The 19,740-nt window shown below is 41.4% G+C and carries 17 protein-coding genes; 6 read left to right on the top strand and 11 right to left on the bottom strand.

The annotated features are described in order from the left end of the window. Positions 1–9 precede the first annotated feature (9 nt). Positions 10–843: an MIP/aquaporin family protein gene (locus tag BPOF4_RS02500; protein ID WP_012957482.1), complete on the bottom strand. Its 834-nt coding sequence runs from the start codon at positions 841–843 to the stop codon at positions 10–12. Positions 844–1,129: 286 nt separating this feature from the next. Then, the gene (locus BPOF4_RS02495; protein ID WP_012957481.1) at positions 1,130–1,819 is read right to left on the bottom strand and encodes a pseudouridine synthase; all 690 of its coding nucleotides are present in this window, start codon (positions 1,817–1,819) and stop codon (positions 1,130–1,132) included. A gap of 155 nt (positions 1,820–1,974) precedes the next feature. On the opposite strand from BPOF4_RS02495, the gene adh reads away from it, so the two are divergent. Both adh and BPOF4_RS02485 read left to right on the top strand, forming a co-directional pair. Beyond that, entirely contained in the window at positions 1,975–3,495 is a 1,521-nt protein-coding gene (gene adh / locus BPOF4_RS02490; RefSeq protein ID WP_012957480.1) for an aldehyde dehydrogenase, read from the top strand. A gap of 21 nt (positions 3,496–3,516) precedes the next feature. Next, positions 3,517–3,876 (top strand): DUF779 domain-containing protein, encoded by a 360-nt coding sequence (locus BPOF4_RS02485; RefSeq protein WP_012957479.1) that lies wholly within the window; start codon positions 3,517–3,519, stop codon positions 3,874–3,876. 64 nt (positions 3,877–3,940) lie between these two features. Here BPOF4_RS02485 and BPOF4_RS02480 read toward each other — a convergent pair whose 3' ends face one another. From BPOF4_RS02480 to BPOF4_RS02460, 5 genes are all read right to left on the bottom strand, one after another. Next, positions 3,941–5,245: an ATP-binding protein gene (locus tag BPOF4_RS02480; protein WP_012957478.1), complete on the bottom strand. Its 1,305-nt coding sequence runs from the start codon at positions 5,243–5,245 to the stop codon at positions 3,941–3,943. Positions 5,246–5,445: 200 nt separating this feature from the next. Continuing rightward, a complete protein-coding gene (locus tag BPOF4_RS02475; protein WP_012957477.1) occupies positions 5,446–7,257 on the bottom strand; it encodes an ABC transporter ATP-binding protein in 1,812 nt (603 codons plus the stop codon). Further along, on the bottom strand, positions 7,250–8,986 hold the full coding sequence (locus BPOF4_RS02470) for an ABC transporter ATP-binding protein (protein ID WP_012957476.1): 1,737 nt from the start codon (positions 8,984–8,986) through the stop codon (positions 7,250–7,252). Before BPOF4_RS02470 ends, BPOF4_RS02475 begins: the two co-directional genes overlap by 8 nt. Before the next feature lie 127 nt (positions 8,987–9,113). Beyond that, a complete protein-coding gene (locus tag BPOF4_RS02465) occupies positions 9,114–10,304 on the bottom strand; it encodes a M14 family metallopeptidase (protein WP_012957475.1) in 1,191 nt (396 codons plus the stop codon). A gap of 77 nt (positions 10,305–10,381) precedes the next feature. Then, positions 10,382–10,990 (bottom strand): TetR/AcrR family transcriptional regulator, encoded by a 609-nt coding sequence (locus tag BPOF4_RS02460; protein WP_012957474.1) that lies wholly within the window; start codon positions 10,988–10,990, stop codon positions 10,382–10,384. 143 nt (positions 10,991–11,133) lie between these two features. Between BPOF4_RS02460 and kynU the strand changes: the two genes are divergently transcribed. Genes kynU through BPOF4_RS02440 form a run of 4 tightly spaced genes read left to right on the top strand, consistent with a single transcriptional unit; the run spans position 11,134 to position 15,281 of the window. Continuing rightward, a complete protein-coding gene (gene kynU, locus BPOF4_RS02455) occupies positions 11,134–12,411 on the top strand; it encodes a kynureninase (RefSeq protein WP_012957473.1) in 1,278 nt (425 codons plus the stop codon). Beyond that, positions 12,411–13,043 carry an arylformamidase gene (gene kynB, locus BPOF4_RS02450; protein ID WP_012957472.1) on the top strand — a complete coding sequence of 211 codons (633 nt, stop codon included), beginning with the start codon at positions 12,411–12,413 and terminating at the stop codon, positions 13,041–13,043. The genes kynU and kynB overlap by 1 nt, the downstream gene beginning before the upstream one ends. A gap of 19 nt (positions 13,044–13,062) precedes the next feature. Continuing rightward, positions 13,063–13,914, top strand: a complete 852-nt coding sequence (gene kynA / locus BPOF4_RS02445; RefSeq protein WP_012957471.1) for a tryptophan 2,3-dioxygenase — start codon at positions 13,063–13,065, stop codon at positions 13,912–13,914. A 23-nt stretch (positions 13,915–13,937) separates the two neighbouring features. Then, positions 13,938–15,281, top strand: coding sequence for a sodium-dependent transporter (locus tag BPOF4_RS02440; RefSeq protein ID WP_012957470.1), 1,344 nt, complete (start codon positions 13,938–13,940; stop codon positions 15,279–15,281). A 27-nt stretch (positions 15,282–15,308) separates the two neighbouring features. Here the strand turns inward: BPOF4_RS02440 and BPOF4_RS02435 are convergent, their stop codons facing one another. Genes BPOF4_RS02435 through BPOF4_RS02420 form a run of 4 tightly spaced genes read right to left on the bottom strand, consistent with a single transcriptional unit; the run spans position 15,309 to position 19,559 of the window. Then, positions 15,309–16,466 carry a M20 family metallopeptidase gene (locus tag BPOF4_RS02435; protein ID WP_012957469.1) on the bottom strand — a complete coding sequence of 386 codons (1,158 nt, stop codon included), beginning with the start codon at positions 16,464–16,466 and terminating at the stop codon, positions 15,309–15,311. 26 nt (positions 16,467–16,492) lie between these two features. Beyond that, on the bottom strand, positions 16,493–18,010 hold the full coding sequence (locus BPOF4_RS02430) for a sodium:solute symporter family protein (protein WP_012957468.1): 1,518 nt from the start codon (positions 18,008–18,010) through the stop codon (positions 16,493–16,495). A gap of 19 nt (positions 18,011–18,029) precedes the next feature. Further along, positions 18,030–18,266 (bottom strand): DUF3311 domain-containing protein, encoded by a 237-nt coding sequence (locus BPOF4_RS02425; protein ID WP_012957467.1) that lies wholly within the window; start codon positions 18,264–18,266, stop codon positions 18,030–18,032. Between the two features lie 27 nt (positions 18,267–18,293). Beyond that, positions 18,294–19,559, bottom strand: a complete 1,266-nt coding sequence (locus BPOF4_RS02420) for a M20 family metallo-hydrolase (RefSeq protein ID WP_012957466.1) — start codon at positions 19,557–19,559, stop codon at positions 18,294–18,296. Between the last annotated feature and the right edge of the window lie 181 nt (positions 19,560–19,740).

The raw sequence follows: 19,740 nt of genomic DNA, 5'->3' as shown, positions 1-19,740 counted from the left end.
CTTTAAATGTTATGAAACGTTTTCTGCGTTATTTTGATAATGTGTTGTCACCTTTGATTCAGATGGCATCCATTTTGACGCTGCACTAATAATGATAAGAAGTGCAATAAGAATAAATAACGGTACAACTGATCCACCGTTAAACATAATATGATAGAACTGTGCTCCTAGCACACCTCCAATTGCAGGTCCTGCAACCGGCACCCATGCATACTTCCAGTTCGATGTGCCTTTTCCTGCTATCGGAAGAAAGAAATGTGCTAAACGCGGCCCAAGATCCCTTGCCGGGTTAATAGCATAACCAGTAGTGCCTCCTAATGACAACCCAATGGCTACAATAAGGAACCCGACAATTAAAGGATTTAATCCTTCTGTAAATTGATTCGCTCCAATAGCTAGCAGCCCAAACAATAATACAGCCGTTCCAATTGCCTCACTAATTAAGTTAGATGGCGTATGCGCAATTGCTGGATCTGTTGAGAAAACCGCTAATTTTGCCCCTTGATCCTTTGTTTCTCTCCAATGCGGCAGATAATGAATAAAGACAATGCACGCACCAATAAATGCACCAATAATTTGAGCGATGATATACCCTGGAACTAAACTCCAAGAAAATTCTCCTACCGAAGCGAGCCCTAGCGTTACAGCAGGATTTAAATGTGCTCCGCTGATTCCGCCGACTGCATATACAGCAAAAGCTACGGCAAATCCCCATCCAAATGTAATGACAATCCAGCCTGAGTTTTCAGCTTTTGACTTCTTAAGTACGACGCCGGCTACAACCCCTCCACCAAAAATAATTAAAACCATTGTACCAATTAATTCAGCTAAATAGACACTCATACATCTCTCCCCTTTCTTGGAAGCGGTTACCGATGGGTACAAAAAAAGAGACAACTTTTTGCGAGGTACGATCTTAATAGATCACATCTCGCAAAAAGCTGCCTCTCAATTGAACTCATCAGCTTCAATATAAACTTGCCTATAATATACATGACTCTATGAATCTTGTAAAGAGGTCTTTAAGAAAAGGAATATATTTTCAGAAAAATAAAATAATATTCGACTTTTTTATGAATCTCTAGTACACTACTATTTATAGGAGGTGGTACGAACAACTTCTAATCCCTCATCTAAGATCCTTCATCAAGACATTAAGTTCTTCATCTGTTAATTCACGCCATTGTCCATATGGCAGTCTATCTATTGAAAGATTCATAATTCGAACGCGACGAAGTCTTGTCACATAATATCCGAACTCTTTTGTCATGCGTCTAATTTGACGATTTAAGCCTTGCTTTAAGATAATTCGAAACGTCATTTCATCGATTCTCGTAACAGTACATGGCTCTGTCACTTGATCTAGAATCTCAACACCACTCGCCATACTCTTTAAAAATGTATCAGGATAAGGACGGTCAACGGTTACAATATATTCTTTTTCGTGACCATTTTCGACTCGCATGATTTTGTTTACAATATCACCATCATTCGTTAAGAGAAGCAGGCCTTCAGAATCTTTATCTAGACGTCCAACAGCAAAAATCCGTTCACGATAATTCATGTAATCAATCAGATTATTTTTGACCTGCCTTTGGGCCGTACATACAATGCCCGTTGGTTTATGTAACAAAAGGTAAATATTTCGTTCCTTCATCGGAACCGGCGAACCATCTAATAAAATACAGTCATCTGTATCAACAAATGTATCTTTTGTCGCTGTTTTACCATTAACCGTTATTCGACCAGCAGCCAATAGTCTTTCTGTTTCTCTTCTTGAGCAATAACCAGTGTTGCTCATATATAATTGAATTCTCACATTTACAGGTCCTCTCTTATAAAGGGTCTCGATCTATTTTATCATGTGAATGTGATCTCTGTTTATACGTCTATTATTGCAACCGCTTTCATAAATTAAATCTTGGACAAGTGATGTTCAATACATTTATATCAACTTACTTAGGAGGAGTTTACATGGTCTACAAGAACCCAAACACTGAAGGCGCACTCATTCACTTTAAGGATCGTTACGAAAACTATATCAACGGAGAATGGACACCTCCTGCAGGTGGGAAATACTTCGAAAATATTACTCCTGTAACCGGACAGGTGTTTTGCGAGGTTGCTAGATCTTCTGCTGAAGATATTGAGCTAGCACTTGATGCAGCGCACGCCGCAAAGGACAGCTGGGGGAAAACGTCTCCGGCAGAACGTGCGAATATTTTAAATAAAATTGCTGATCGTATGGAAGAAAACCTTGAAATGCTTGCTGTAAGTGAAACATGGGAAAACGGTAAAGCTGTCCGTGAAACCTTAAATGCCGATATCCCGCTTGCTGTTGATCATTTCCGCTATTTCGCTGGCGTCCTTCGTGCTGAGGAAGGAAGCATTTCTCAAATTGACGAGAATACAGTCGCTTACCATTTCCAAGAGCCTTTAGGCGTTGTCGGACAGATCATCCCGTGGAACTTCCCTCTTCTTATGGCAACTTGGAAATTGGCACCGGCCCTTGCTGCAGGAAACTGCGTTGTATTAAAGCCAGCCGAGCAGACTCCTGTTTCAATCTTTGTTTTATTAGAGCTGATTGAAGATCTGCTTCCAAAAGGGGTATTAAACGTAGTTAACGGTTTTGGTGTTGAGGCAGGTAAGCCGCTTGCTCAAAGCAACCGTATTGCTAAAGTAGCATTTACTGGAGAGACAACAACCGGCCGCTTAATTATGCAGTATGCTTCTGAAAATATTATTCCGGTCACTTTAGAGCTTGGCGGCAAATCTCCAAATATTTTCTTCGCCGATATTATGGATAAGGATGATGCGTTCTTAAATAAAGCGGTAGAAGGCTTTGTCATGTTTGCCCTAAATCAAGGTGAAGTATGTACATGCCCGTCCCGCGCCCTCGTTCACGAATCCATTTATGATGAATTTATGGAGCGTGTCATTGCTCGTGTTAAAGAAATCAAAACAGGAAACCCGCTAGACCCAGATACAATGATGGGTGCACAAGCTTCACAAGAGCAGCTTGAAAAAATCCTTTCTTACTTGGATATTGGAAAACAAGAAGGCGCCACTTGCCTTGCCGGCGGCGGACGCAACCAGCTTGAAGGCGATCTAGCTAACGGTTATTATGTTCAGCCAACTGTCTTTGCTGGAACAAATAATATGCGTATTTTCCAAGAAGAAATTTTCGGCCCTGTCGTTTCAGTTACTACATTTAAAGATGATGCAGAAGCTTTAGCCATTGCTAACGATACGTTATACGGTCTTGGAGCAGGTGTATGGTCACGAAATATAAACACAGCCTACCGCTTCGGACGTGAAATCCAAGCTGGACGTGTCTGGACGAACTGCTACCACGCCTACCCAGCTCATGCTGCATTTGGCGGATACAAAAAGTCAGGTATTGGTCGTGAGAATCATAAAATGATGCTAAGCCACTATCAGCAAACGAAAAACCTGCTCGTTAGCTACAGCGAAGATGCACTTGGATTCTTTTAAATCTAGAACGGAGGGATGCTGATGGTTGAGCGTGTTGTAGCAACCGACGCGACTCTAAAATTCATACACTACCTAAAAGACATTCACGGACCTTTGATGTTTCATCAATCGGGGGGATGCTGCGATGGCAGCTCCCCGATGTGCTACCAACAAGGAGAATTGAATTTTGGCGATCAAGATGTACTGCTCGGCCATATTGCCGATTGTCCTTTCTACATTGCCAAAGATCAATATCAATATTGGAAGCATACGCAGCTTATTATTGATGTCGTGGCAGGCCGTGGCGGCATGTTTTCATTAGAAGGACCTGAAGGTAAAAGGTTTCTAACGCGGTCACGAGTGTTCACAAACGAAGAAAGAATCGAATTAGGATTAACTTAATACAAACAGGAGAATTGTTTTTATCACCAATTCTCCTGTTTTCCATAACAATATATTCGCTTCACTACATTGCTTCTTTTTTCTTATCATTAATTGAATGAATCGTTGCTGGCTCTTTTTGAACAGGTAGAGAAACAGAGACTGTGGTACCTACTAATTCTTTACTTTTAAAGGTAACCATCCCTGCCATCGCCTCAATAATGCGAATCGATACCATTGTCCCGAGGCCTGTTCCTTTGTCTTTCGTAGTGTAAAATAAAGAACCAATCCTGCTAAGCTCTTCTTTATTCATTCCTTTTCCTGTATCAGAGATATGAACAGTCACCATGTTACCAGTCTGTTGAACAATCAAACTGACATTCCCGCCATTAGGGGTCGCTTCAATCGCATTTTTGACAAAATTAATTAAAGCCTGCTTTAATTGATTTCTGTCTGCCTTAACTAAAAGCCCTTCTTCAATATCATGCAGTTCATTTAAATGTACTCCCTCTTTAATCGCATACGGCTGAAGCAGTGCCTGGATTTCTTGGACAGTCTCTAGCAGCTTCACATTTTCAACACTTTTCAATTCTGGCTTCGCAAAGCTCAAGTAGTCATTAATAATGTTTTCTGCCCGACCTAATTCATTGAGTACTAAAGAAAAATATTGTTGATTCGTGCTCTTGTCATCTTCTTTCATTAACTGCAGAAATCCTTTCACTACCGTTAGAGGATTTCTCACTTCATGAGCAATCGATGCGGCGAGTCCCGCTAATGTGTTAAATTTCTCCGCACGAATAATTTCTTCTTGCATTCGTCTTCGTTCATTAACGGCTTCATGCAAGAGTGTGATGAATCCTGCCGCAATGATTATCACCAATACATAATAAAATAAGTAGCTTGCTAAGACCGATTCGTCCATAACCGGCAACGCATGCTGACTAACTAAGATCATTGTAATCGTCACCTGTATAACTACCGGGACAAGTGAGAGCGCTATCGTAAATAATACCTTTTTCCATTTTGTCACCACTTGCTGATACTTGGCTTGAAAAAAATAGGCGGCTAGTGCAGCAGATGTAATACAAAGATAGGCAAATGGTAAATGGTCTCCGCCGTAAATGGTTCTTGTCAGCATTAAAACAGCGAATACCACCCAGCCTGTCCTCACTCCTCCATACAAAAAAGCACAGACGACAATCACATAGCGCAGGTCCCAATACAAACCGAATGTTTGGTAGGAAAATACGATGCATAATACTCCAGCCAGCATGTAAAATACCATCAAAAAAGGAAAGCGAGGTTCTTTTTTTCCATTTGAAATGACACTATATATTAGAACAGGAGATAAAACAATTAGAACTTGTAGTAATAACTTCTCTATGATCATCTCTCAATACCCCTAGTTTATATTTTTCTTTTTCGTACATTCGACATAGAGTGAGTGATTCCTTTAACTTTCCTCACACAATTTTCGACAAATTCTGAAACTAAGGTCCTAAAATAAAGAGCTGCCCTAAAGCACAGCTCTTTTGATCATAGGATATGGACTCTATTTTTTTATGAAGTATTAGGCGTACAGCCTTACTCTTAATCCCCTTCGTATAATTTCTGGTAGTAGCCTCTTTGATGTCTAAGTTCTTCATGCGTTCCTTGTTCAATAATCTTTCCATCTACTAACACAAAAATTTTATCTGCCTTCTCAATTGTATTCAATCTGTGCGCAATAACAAAGCTCGTTCTTCCCCTCATTAATCTAAAGAGCGCTTCTTGTATCTTCAACTCTGTGACAGTATCAATACTGCTCGTTGCTTCATCTAAAATCAGGATAGAGGGATCAGCTAATAAAGCACGAGCAATCGATATAAGCTGCTTTTGCCCTTGACTGATTCCTCCCCCGTCTTGAGAAAGGATCGTGTCATATTGTTCCTCTAGGTGAGAAATAAAGGAGTGAGCATTTGCTTCTTTGGCTGCTTGTTCGACTTCATCATCAGTCGCACTTAATCTCCCATACCGAATGTTCTCTCTAATCGTTCCCTCAAATAAAAACGGGTCTTGAAGAACATAACCCAGCTGCCTCCTTACTTCTTCTCTGTCATACCTGTTCACCTGTTCTCCATCAAACAAAATCTCCCCTGAATCCGGGTTATAAAAACGAGAGATCATATTAATAATGGTCGTTTTCCCTGCTCCGGTCGGCCCTACGAACGCAGCGGTTTCACCTGATTTGACAGTGAAATTAATGTCATCAATAATTTTCTCATCTTTTTCATAAGAAAACGAGACATTCCTAAAGTCTACATTCCCTTTAAACTGAGGTACAGGCAGGCTGTCTTTTTGATCTTTTTCTACCGGCTCATCAATTATTTGAAAGACTCTCTCAGCCCCTGCAACTGCTGAGAGAAGCGTGTTGAACTGGTTAGCTAAATCATTTAACGGTCTAGTAAACTGTCTAGCATATTCAGCAAAAATAACGATGACCCCTATCGTAATTGCATCTTGAAGAACGAGCACACCGCCAACACCTGCAATGACTGCAAAGCTCAAATTATTAAGTACATTCATTACCTTTGGAATAAATCCAGAGTACGTTTGAGCCCAAAACCCAGATTGCTTTAATTTCTGGTTCTTCTCTTCAAACTCGCCAATGACCCTCTCTTCTTGAGAGAACACCTTCACCATGGACTGCCCTGATACAGTTTCCTCAATAAATCCATTTACATCACCTATATTTCGCTGCTGCTCTTTAAAAAAGACACTTGTTCTTCTTGTGATCCATTTCAGCCCAAGCACCATTACTGGAATAATTAGAAGTGTCAAGACTGTCATTAATGGACTTAAGTAAATCATCACTCCTAGGATGCCAATAAACGTTAATACACTTGAGAGAATTTGGATCACGGAACTATTTAAAGTAGAACTGACATTTTCCATATCATTTGTGACACGACTCATTAATTCCCCGTGCTGCCTCTTATCAAAGAACGGAATGGGCAGCTTTTGAAGATGTGTGAATAGGTGCATCCTTATTTCGTACACAGACTTCTGTGCTACCTCCACCATCCAGTAATTTTGCAGCCAAATGCTCACTGAGTGCCCAATATAGATAATAAATAAGAATACCAGCAGTGTCGTTAGACCGTTTAATTCATTTGTGACAATAAATCGATCAATCGAAACTCCGACTAGAAAAGGACCAAGCAAGCTCAGTACCGAACTTGCTACCACCATAAGCACAACAAGGAAAAGCTTGCCCTTATATACGGCTAAATAAGACCAAAGCCTAGATAATGTGCCTGACCAATCCTTCGCTCTTTCCTTTTTCTTGCCCTTTGTTGCTGGTTCACTCGCTCTCCAATCAATTGGTTGATACTTAAATGGACGAGTCAAAAGATCAAACATGGTGTGTCTCCTCCTTTCCTAGCTGAGATTGAGCGATCTGTTGGTAAAGATCTGAGTCTTTTAACAGTTCTTCATGCGATCCGCAAGCAAGCATCCGGCCTTGATCTAAAAGGAAAATCCGGTCAGCTGCCATCGCGGTCTTTATTTTTTGTGTAATAATAAGGGTCGTACAAGGGTATTCTTCTAATGCTTTCAAAAACTTTCTTTCTGTTTTCATATCAAGCGCACTTGTACTATCATCGAGCAGCAGGATACACGGCTGCCGGATAAGAGCTCTGGCAATCGAAATCCTTTGCTTTTGCCCTCCAGAGAGATTGACACCCTTTTGACCAATTCTTGTTTCATATTGTTTTGGAAGAGCAGCAATCGTATCGTGAATTTGAGCCGCCCTCGCAGATGCCTCCATCTCTCTTTCTGTGCTCTCTTTTCTCCCCCAGCTTAGATTCTCTTTTATAGAACCTGTAAACAAAAGAGATTCTTGCGGCACATAACCCATCATCTGGCGCAGCTTACCCATTTCCCATTCCCGCAAGTCGATCCCGTCAATAGAAATGGAGCCTTTTTTTGGATCATACAGCCTAGGAATGAGCTGGAATAAGCTCGACTTCCCTGAACCCGTTGCCCCTAATATAGCGACTGTTTCCCCTCTTTTCACATAGAAGGAAAGATCCTTTAATACATCTTTTTGGCTTCTTGGATAGTTAAACGTTACATGATTAAATTCGATATGTGTATCACTCTGTTTACTTTGTTCAATAGCTGTCTCAATATCTCCGTCTTCCATTCCTGTTTCAGTTGAGAGAACCTCATCAATACGGGCCGCTGAAGCTCTTGCTCTTGAAAAGACGATGATGATCATTGAAAATACCGTCAAAGCTGAAGTAATTCTTGTTGCATAATTAATAATTGCCACTACTTCACCGACTTGAGCTTGATTAGCCCCAACATCGATCGCTCCAAACCAGAGCACTCCAATAATCGCACCGTTCATTAACAATAAAAGGACAGGCATCGTCACTTCCATTAACCGCAGCGCTTTTATTGTCTGATCTTTTAATTGTTCATTGTCCTTGTTAAATCGTTTTCCTTCATGGTTTCTCCGTACAAAAGCTTTTATAATTCGTATCCCTTTTAAATTTTCGCGCATGACATGATTCAGTTGATCAAGCTTATTTTGGACCTCGCGAAACATGCTGCCGCCCTTTTTCATCATCCAAATAAGAAAAAAGATAAGAATTGGGATTGTGACCACAAGAAATAACGCAAGCTTTGCATTCACCACAAAAGCCATAATGGTTCCTCCAATGACCAGCAACGGGGCTCGCATCATAATTCGCAAACTCATAAATATCGTATTTTGAATTTGTGTCACATCATTTGTCATTCTTGTAATAAGAGACGAGGTTTCAAAATTTTGCAGTTTAGAATAGGCAAATGACTGTACTCTTGTATACATGCTCTGCCTTAAATCAAACCCTGTGCTTTGCGACACATGGGCAGCATAAAAAGAATTAATCACTCCTGATAGAAAAGCCAAAAATGACATTCCTATCATAATAAGCCCCCACCTTATAACAATATCTATATCCCCAGCAACAACACCTTCATCAATAATCCTTGCTAATAGAAGGGGATGAAAAAGTTCAACTGCTAGCTCTACTAACATTAGTACAATGGCAATCCACATCGGAAATCGATATGGCTTAATAAACGCAAAAATCTTTCTCATAATCTAGACACCCCGGCTTTTTCTTAGTAAAACGAAAGATTACTTTCTATCATACCTCAAAATAAAGTTTTCAACTAATTTGAATACACAGAAAAGTGATCAGACATTGGGAGCCTGATCACTTTGCTTACATATACAAAGAAGCGAGTATGATCGCTTGTGCATCTTCATATAACTTCGGATAATCGGAAAAAGGAAGCGGATTTTCCCCTAAACCGAGTTCCACTGTATACCCAGGTCTTCTCCACTGTTCAATAAACCAATCCTTGTACCCTGCATAACTATCAACATACTGAATCGGTCTAAATCCGCTCACTCTAGCAAACTCTTCTACAATCACTTCAGACTCTGGCGGTTCAAACCCTTGAAAGCCCCAAAATATGACCTCTCCTTGTGTATGAAAAGCGAGAACCCGGCTAAAATCACTTTCTATTGTAAGTTCTGCAATAGCTATTGATTCCGGTTCTGTTAATGGAGCATACCCAGGAAAATCTCTAGGTGCAGGCTGAGCAGGCTTTGTCGCAGCTTCTTCTTCCCAACTAGCCGGATACTGATTATTCAAATCAACGCCCTGAATATTGGCTCTCCAGCCGGAGAAATCGGTACTCCCGTTATTTATTTCAAGCACATCGCTTCTATATGGCTCCTCGTCCGGAAGCCCATCAATGACTAAATCGACTCCATCAGGATTAACCATTGCGACAATCGATAATTCTACTTCATTATAAAATGGCAGAACAGGTATCTCTCTTATAGTTTGCTGATTCGTCATGGCAAGCAGGTACTCATTTAAGAAATCTACTAATACAGGCGTTGTAATCCATTCATGAGCATGGAAAGAGCCATTCAAATGAACTCGTTTTAGACCATTACCCACCTTAATTTCTTCGATCGGCTTTCCCATAACACTCCTTCCTATCACTCTTCTTCTGATAAAGGGGTAGATCTCAGTTAATTGATCCAAGTCTGCAGTCATTTTAGAGAAGCGATAGTCATCTGTTATATCAGCTATTTTAGCTGTGACTCTTCTTGGAAGAAGTAAATTAGTTCCAACTTGAAGCATAGTAGGGTTCGTTTGCTGATTTAGCAAAAAGATAGAATCGATTGGCAGACCAAACTCTCTTGAAAGCGTCCAAAATGTATCTCCTGATTGAATGGTGTAAGATTGTATCGTATATCCTGGGATTCTTGCCAGTGCTCCAACCTGCAAGGCATTAGGGTTTACCCCACCATTTGAATCAATCACTAATTGGAGCGGAAGCCGAAACAACTGGCTGTAGTACCACAAATTATCTCCTCGTCTAACCCGAACAAGCATAGGTCTCCCTCCATCCCGCCAATAGTCGATATAACAGAATATGAGGCCGTGCGCTAATTCATGAGTTATGTTTTCAGCTAGCTCCTATACAGACCATTCATATAGAGCTCTGTCAGTTGTTCGCTTAACTGTTTAATTGAATGACGACATTCTCCTGTGACACATTCCCACATGAACATCTCATTGGCATAAAACCATCCCCTTGCAATAAGCGCTGCGTCAAGACGCGGCGAAGCTAATCCATTTGTCTGAGCGAAGGTGATATCTTTTGTGATGCTTTTAATAAAACGCTCACGGATCTCATTCCACTTTTCATCAATGACTTCAGATGAGCCTCTTGCCTCTTTTAATACGCTCATTAAGCGGCTTTCTTTTTGGGCAAGTGTTAGAAACAATTCAACCTGTTCTCTAATACTACTTGCTGCTTCTTTAGTTGAAACGGGTGTAAAAGAACGTTCTCCCACTTCATAAAAGGCATCCATTAATTCATCAACAAGCTCAATAAATAATTCGTCTTTATTCCGAAAATAAACATACGCAGTGCCATATCCTAATCCGGCATGTTTAATAATTTGAGAAATGGTTGTTTTCACAAATCCTTGTTCAATAAAAACGTCTTCGGCAGCTTGAAGCAGGCGCCCTCGTGTCTGAATCGCCTTCTCTTCCCTTGCAGATCGTTTCTTCATTGCAGTCTTCCTCCTAATAACTCTCTCATTCATTTCACTGACATAATGTCATTGACGCCATGTCAGTTTCTCTTATACAATAATATCAAAAGTATTCTTACTTTTCACTCGATAAGTTTATCAGTGAAATAAGGAGGACCATAATGACAAAACAATTAACATCCAACAACGCACTAGAGCTTGATCAACAAGATCCACTTGCACGTTTCAGAGAAGAATTTTATTTAAATAAAAACAGCATCTACTTAGATGGAAACTCGTTAGGACTGCTATCTAAGCGGGCAGAAAAAAGCCTGCTGGACCTGTTAGATTCATGGAAGACACTTGGAATAGACGGATGGACTGATGGGGATAATCCTTGGTTCTATTTATCAGAAACAGTAGGAGATAAGATGGCTCCATTAGTCGGAGCAGCACCTGAAGAAGTGATTGTAACCGGTTCCACGACAACCAATCTGCATCAATTAGTTTCTACGTTTTATAAGCCGGTTGAAGGACGCACAAAAATCTTGGCTGATGAATTGAACTTCCCAAGTGATATTTATGCGCTGCAAAGTCAAATTACGTTAAGGGGCCTAGACTACCACGATCATTTAATTGAAGTGAAGAGTAAAGACGGGCACACTTTAAATGAAGACGACATTATAGAAGCGATGACTGAGGACATAGCGTTAATCTTGCTTCCAAGTATTCTTTATCGGAGCGGGCAGATTCTAGACATGAAACGTTTGACCAAAGAGGCTCATAAGCGCAACATCCTTATTGGATTTGACCTTTGCCACTCGATTGGTTCGATCCCTCATAAATTAAGCGAATGGGATGTAGATTTTGCTTTTTGGTGCAACTATAAACACTTAAATGGCGGCCCGGGCTCTGTTGGAGCACTATATGTGAATAAGAAGCATTTCGGTACAATGCCAGGGTTAGCAGGCTGGTTCAGCTCACATAAAGAAAAGCAGTTTGATATGGAGCACACACTTACACCAGCTGATGATGCAGGTGCTTTCCAAATTGGAACTCCTCACGTATTAAGTGTTGCGCCGATCCTCGGTTCTCTTGAAATATTTGAAGAAGCAGGCATTGGACAAATTAGAGAAAAATCACTAAAGATGACTCGATTTATGAAAGATGTCATGATCCAAGAGCTTGATGGGCACGGCTTTGTATTTAGAAACCCGGATGAAGACGAGCGCCGCGGAGGCCACTTATATATTGAACATCCAGAAGCCGCTCGTATTTGTAAGGCATTGAAAGATAAAGGAGTAATCCCTGATTTCCGTTCGCCTAACGGAATTCGTTTAGCACCTGTAGCCCTCTACAATTCCTATATGGATGTATGGACCAGCGTGCAGATCTTAAAAGAAATTATGGACAATGAACTCTATAAAAAGTATGAAAACAAGCGAGGTGTCGTGGCCTGATGAAGGATAATCAATGGATTGATATTTCACAGCCATTAGATGAGAAACTCGCCCATTGGCCTGGCGATACCCCTTTTCACTATGTGACCGAATATACAAAAGAGCAAACAGGTTCAGTGAATATTGGGAAGCTGACAATGAGCTTACACTCTGGTACACATATTGATGCCCCTTTCCATTTTGATAATGACGGGGCTCGCGTACTTGACCTTGATATTAACCGGTATACAGGCACTGCTCGTGTGATTAATGCATCTGCTTTTGAGAAACTAGACGAGCATGCCTTCAGCCAATTTGACTTATCAGGTGTCACAAGAGTCCTTGTTAAAACATCGGTTCCTAATAATCCTGCTCACTTCCCAGAAGACTTTCCGTACGTGACTCCGTGCGGGGCCGACCACCTGAAACAATGCGGGATCCAATTAATCGGCGTTGATGTGCCGTCAGTGGACCATCCGGTTAGTAAGGAGCTAGAAGGACATCATGCCTTGCTTAAAAATGATATTGCGATTTTAGAAAATATTATGCTCGATCATGTAGAAGACGGTGATTATGAATTAATTGCCCTTCCTCTTCCTATTAGAGAAGGGGATGGAAGTCCTGTACGGGCAGTTATCCGCAAACAATCTTAGATTCTAAAGGAGAATGAACATGACAAAAGAGTCTTATTCAACTAAAACGACAGCCAATGAAAAAGGCATCCATACTGATTTCATTAATAATATGACATATGGTGAATACCTTAAACTCGATCAAATCTTATCTGGACAAGAGCGATTATCTGACCATCATGATGAAATGTTATTTATTGTCATTCATCAGGTCAGTGAACTTTGGATGAAGCTTATTCTGCATGAAACAAATGCAGCGATTCACTCTATCCAATCAGGTGATATGCAGACGTCCTTTAAACAGCTTGCTCGTGTATCTAAAATTCAATCACAAATTATCCAAGCGTGGGATGTATTATCTACTCTGACACCAGCTGAATATATGGAATTCAGAGATTCACTTGGTCAAGCTTCAGGCTTCCAGTCGTATCAATACCGTTTAATTGAGTTTGCTCTTGGCTACAAGACGCCTCATATTTTGAAGATTTATGAAAAAGATGCTGAGCTTCACAAGCAATTAAAAGAGGCTTACGAAGGTCCTGGACTGTATGATGTAGCTATTGATGCGCTGGCTGAAGCTGGATTTAAGATTAATCCTGAAGTGTTGAATCGTGATTACTCAAAACCATATGAAGAAGACGACAGCGTAAGAGATGCTTGGCTTACTGTCTATCGTGATGTAGAAAATTATTGGGATTTATATCAGCTTGCTGAGAAGTTAGTAGACATTGAAGATTGGCTGCAGCAATGGCGTTTCCGTCATATGAAGACCGTAGAACGTATCATTGGCTTTAAAGTAGGAACAGGTGGATCTTCCGGGGTTAATTACTTGAAAAAAGTTCTTGATCAACGTTTCTTCCCTGAGTTATGGAGTTTACGAACTGAAATCTAAAAACATACTAAGGGGGAAATAAGATGGGAGAACATCGAGAGCAATGGTCATCTAAACTAGGATTTATTCTCGCATCAGCCGGGGCCGCGATCGGCCTTGGCGCCATATGGAAGTTCCCTTATGTAACAGGCACGAATGGCGGAGGAGCGTTTTTCCTCCTCTTTATTGCCTTTACACTTCTGATTGGACTTCCTATGCTGATTGCGGAATTTGTAATTGGACGCGGGTCAAAAAAGGAAGCGGTTACAGCATACAAAAAGCTCGCACCAAACAGCGGCTGGACGTGGATTGGTAAGTTCGGTGTGCTAGGATGTTTTCTCCTTCTTTCGTTTTATAGTGTAGTGGGAGGCTGGGTATTAACCTATACCGTTCTGGCCGTTACGGGACAGATTATCGGCAACACACCTGATTACGGGGCTTTATTTGGTATGGTTACCAGCACAGCCTGGATCGGATTAATCGGTCTTTTCGCTTTCTTGCTTATTAACGTACTCGTTTTGTCTTTAGGTATTAAAAACGGAATTGAAAAAGCGAATAAGTTTCTTATGCCTTTACTGTTTGTTTTCTTTCTTATTTTAGTTGCACGTTCCCTAACCCTCGAAGGCGCAAGTGAGGGTGTTCGTTTCTTCTTGCAGCCAGACTTCTCTAAAATAACAAGCGAAGGAGTGCTTTATGCACTAGGACAATCTTTCTTTGCTTTAGCTGTCGGATTTTCGTGTTTAGTTACATATAGTTCGTACCTTGATAAAAAAGAAAGTATTCCATCAGCAGCTACGTCAGTTGTCGGAATGAATCTATTTGTTTCTTTGCTTGCAGGTCTTGCTATTTTCCCGGCTATCTTTGCATTAGGGTTTGAGCCTACAGAAGGACCGGGTCTATTATTCATTGTCCTGCCTGCAGTCTTTGCTGAAATGATCCTAGGTGAACTTTTCTTAGCCTTATTTTTGCTGTTATTTCTCTTTGCTACACTCACTTCCTCTTTTAGCTTACTCGAGATCATTATTTCTGCTTTTACTGAGAGCAAAAAGCGCAGCCGAAAGAAAGTAGCTGGCTATACAGGGCTGGTTGTATTTCTAGCAGGGATTCCAACGATTCTCGGATTTGGCTTGCTATCAAATGTCACGTTCTTTGGACTGCCGATTTTTGATGCGACCGACTTCTTGGTAAGTAATATCATGCTGCCGCTTGGCTGCTTATTCATCGCTTTATTCATTTCCTTTAAAATGGAGAAGCGTTTAATGGAGCAGGAATTTTTGAGCGGCAATGGTTTAGCTAAAGGATTCTTTTCTTTATGGATCTTCTTAATGAAATATATTGTCCCTATCGTAATTATCATTGTATTCATTAATACGTTAGGAATTGTTTAATCGAAAAATGCTCAAAAAAAAGCCCGGTCACTCTTGTGATCGGGCCAATTCCATTAATACCTCTGTACAAACTTCAAGCTGATCAATTTCAACATATTCATCCACAGCGTGTGCTTGATCTAAATCACCTGGTCCAAAGACAATAATGTCCTTATTTCCATTTCGTAAGCTGATCATGCTGACATCTGTATAAGCAGGAAATCCCGTTTCCTTGATACGCTCGCCTTTAACTTTTTCATAGCTCTGTGCAAGCATTTTAACAAGCGGGCTGTTAGCATCCGTCTCAATAGGCGGCCTTTGCCAGCCGTAATGCTTGATGAGTGCTTTCGTTCCTGGAACGGACTCGCATCCTTCCCTTACACATGCTTTCATAATCGAATTTGCTTCTTCCTTAGTCATCGGTGGGACGAGGCGGAAGTCCAGCTCGACCCGGCATGACCCTGCGACCATATTCGTTTTATGCCCCCCGCTGATACTCCCGACTGATATCGCCGGCTTACCGAATACCGGATGATCATAAGGAAGTGCTGCCACCTGCTGCTTTAAGCGGCTGATCACTTCAGAAGCGGCATGTACAGCATCTGCTCCTAAGTGAGCGTTTCCGCCGTGCGCACTCTTTCCCTCAACATTCAATTCATACCAAATGGTTCCTTTATGTGAGGTCGACATGGTGAGACTCGTTGGCTCCATTGCTACTAATAGAGCATCCTCTGGAATGAGATGTTCTTTTTCAAGGGAGACAGCTCCCTTCATATAAGGACCTTCTTCATCAATACTTGCGATCACAACAACATCACGCTCTAGTTCTACTTTTTCTTCAGCTAGATTTTTTAAAGCCATTAAGGCACAAGCTAAACCGCTTTTCATATCACAAGCGCCTCTTCCATAAAGCTTTCCATCCACAATTTGTCCGCCAAAAGGATGGTACGTCCAATCACCTTCAACCGGCACCGTATCCATATGACCAATGAAGACGAGGGGACGACTCGTCTTCACAGAGGCGTGATAAGCAGCAATAATATTACACCGTCCCTCTTCTACTTCGTGAACACTCACTTCAATTCCATTGATTCTCCTTAACCATGATTCAATATATCTCGCGCATGCCAACTCATTTCCAGTTGGGTTTTCAGAAGGAATTTGAATGAGTTCCCTTGTTAAGCTTACGACTTCTGTTACGCTCACACCTATCACACTCCACTTTGTATTTCCTACAGAGCTTCTCTTTTTGTATCGATTTCATCATCTACAAGCTCAGGATGATACAATTTGTTGTATTCGTTTCTCGCCGTATCAAACCGACTGACTACCTCTTTGTCTGTTCGCTTAAGCATCAAGCTGATTCCTACAAAAAGAACCGTGTTAATCAGTAATCCCCACACACCGGCATGGAACCCGAGAGGATTTTTTAATACTGGAACAAATGTGAATAAGAGAACGACTGTAATACTGACTACAAGCCCCCAGATCGCAGCTGTAGGATGCGCCCGGCGCCAGCTGATTGCACCAATAGTAGGTACTAAGAGCTGAGCTGTTCCTGCAAGTGCTGCAATCCCAATCGTGACAAGAACTCCTGGTACAACAAGAGCCATAACATATGCAATCAGTGAGAAGACAATTAATGACCAGCGGCCTACTTTAATGATACTTTCTTGGCTCGCTTTAGGATTTTGATAACGTTTATAAATATCCATTGTTACAATAGTTGAGATTGCATGGATTTGTGAGTTCGCTGTCGACATCGCCGCTGCTGCACCAGCTGCTAAAATAAGCGATGCCAAGGCAAATGGCGCATACTCCATCAACATGACCGGAAGAATTTGGTCTGGGTTTGCCAGCCCCGGCTCGAGCAGCACCCCTGTAAAGCCTGCAAGAAGCGATCCCATATAGGCAATGGCCGCAAAGCCTAATAAAAACGGCATTAGGTTAAACAGCTTCCCGCTTTTTACCGAATACATTCTAAGCCAAATCTGCGGTCCCATAAACGCTCCGATTGCTGTCACTGCGAATAAACTGAACCACATCGGATAGCCCATCGCACCTTGCGGGCCAGGTAGTGTGAGGTGTTCTGGACTTGTTTGCAGTAAGCCCTCAAATAATCCGCTCGGCCCGCCGACATGCTGAGATATATAATATCCCGCATACATCATTCCAAAGAATAGCAGTGCTCCGTAAATAATATCGGTCCAAGCAACGGCGCGGATTCCACCTACCCATACATACGTTACAATAATGAAATAAAACATTAATGCTGCTAACCAAAAAGGTATAACTCCGCCTGAAGCTACCTCAATCAAGTAGGCGCCCCCGGTTAATTGAATTTGCAAATAAGGAATTGTAAATACGAGCAAGATTCCAGCGACGATCATCCGCAGCTTTTCATTATTGTAGAAATCCCCTAATAAATCTGATGCGGTGATGTAATTAAATCGCTTCCCTAAGAACCAGACCCGTTTTCCCACCCAATAGTACATAAACCCAAAGAGTAAATTCCAAGCAAGAGCGGTTAAATAAACAGGACCATTTGTATAAAACGTAGCGTTTGAACCTAAAAACGCAAAGGAGCTCCACCAAGTTGCTGCTACGGTAAAGAAGACTGCAATCGCACCCATTCCCCTGCCTTGAATAAAGAAATCCTCACTTGTCTTGGTCGATTTCGTTGCAGCGAAGAACCCAACGACAAGCGGAATAATCATAAATGCCGCAATAATTAATACGCCTATAGTCAACTTCCATCCCCCCTACATCTCAACTGATATCAGCCTCTTTACTTTCAGCACTGCCCCAATTTGTCATATAGCCAATGAAAAATAATCCGGTGAGTACAAACCACCATACTAAATTCCAAAACAAGAAAAATGGCATTCCTAAAACAAACGGTTCCGTCGTATTCGCTAATAAGATAAGCGGCGTCTCAAGTACGATAAAGCATAGGATGATCAAGCTGTACAAGATTTTCTTCTTTTTAGGATATCGTTTAAACATCAACCGTCCCCCCTTAAATGAAGTGCTCTACTTCGCAGCTCTTTTTAAAACCGTCTGATACAATAGCTCTGTACCAAGTGTAATATCATCGAATTCTGCACTCTCTTTTGGGTTATGACTGATCCCATCTTTACAACGGACAAAGATCATGCCGTAATCACATACGGTCGACATCGCTAAAGCATCATGGAATGGTCCGCTCATTAATTCAGGGACAGAAGTTCCAAACATCTCAATCGCAGAAGCACGCATATCATTCATAATCTCTTCTGCACAATATCTAGGATCACTCTCTGTATCAACACGGATCGTATGGGTTACTTGATGTTTCTCACAAATATGATCAATGGATTGATAAAGAGCCGCTTCAATATCTCTCCTTCTCTCGAGGTCAATATCACGCAGATCAATGGTCATCCGAACTCGTTCTGGAATGATGTTTCTCGAGTTAGGGAATACCTCCATTTTTCCAACCGTCGCTACAGTCGGTGCTTCCGGATCCATTGTGGCAAGCTCATTTAACGTCAGAGTAACTTCAGCTGCCGCAACGAGTGCATCTTGACGATAAGACATTGGAACAGAGCCCGCATGTCCGGCAAACCCTTGAATGTCTAACGTCAGCCAGAGCGGACCAGATATACCTGTCACAATTCCAACCGGCACCTCGCTGCGATCAAGGATCGGTCCTTGTTCAATATGCAGCTCAAGAAATTCACCAATCCGCCCCTCTGGGTAAACAGATTTTGCTAATTCATCTGGATTGCACCCAAACTCAATTAAGGCTTCTCTGCGTGAAATCCCGTCCTTATCCACCCGATCAAGCTCTCCCTTTTCTAGCTGATTCAAGATGCCTCTTACTCCGAACAAGCCTTTATCAAAGCGACATCCTTCTTCATCACTGAATGCGATAACCTCTATTGTACGATTAGGCTGGACCCCTTTCTCTCTCATTGTTTGTACAACTTCAAGAGCACCAAGAACTCCAATGACTCCATCAAATCTGCCGCCATACGGCTGACTATCTATATGAGAGCCTACGACTAGGATCGGCAGGCTGTCATCAGCACCTGCCCATTGCCCGATTAAGTTCCCAAAATCATCTATTTTCGTCTCGAGGCCAGCTTCTTCCATCCAGCCTTTTACTTTTAGGACAGCTTCTTTATCTTCTTTTGACAAGGTAAGTCTGCATACTCCAGTTTCAGCAATCTTCCCAATTTCAGCGAGCTCCTCAATGCGTGACTGGAGTCGTTCCTTATTTACGGTTAAGCTTGAAGCTGTGTATGTGGTTTTCATTCTGATCCCCCCAATAAAAGTGTTATCTTTATTCTATTCTAAATATTCAAATATTTAATTGTACAAGATGTTTCTAAAATAACGAGAATGATTTGACACTTTGTAAAAATGACTGTCTTAGATAGCGTCTGTAGTGTCAGATCATTTAACGATTAGTCCGATTTGGTTCAAATAGCCTAAA

The organism is Alkalihalophilus pseudofirmus OF4 (assembly GCF_000005825.2).
Classification (GTDB): Bacteria; Bacillota; Bacilli; order Bacillales; family Bacillaceae_D; genus Alkalihalophilus; species Alkalihalophilus pseudofirmus.
The sequence above is the reverse complement of the archived record's forward strand: the minus strand, read 5'-3'. Positions and strand labels throughout refer to the sequence as shown.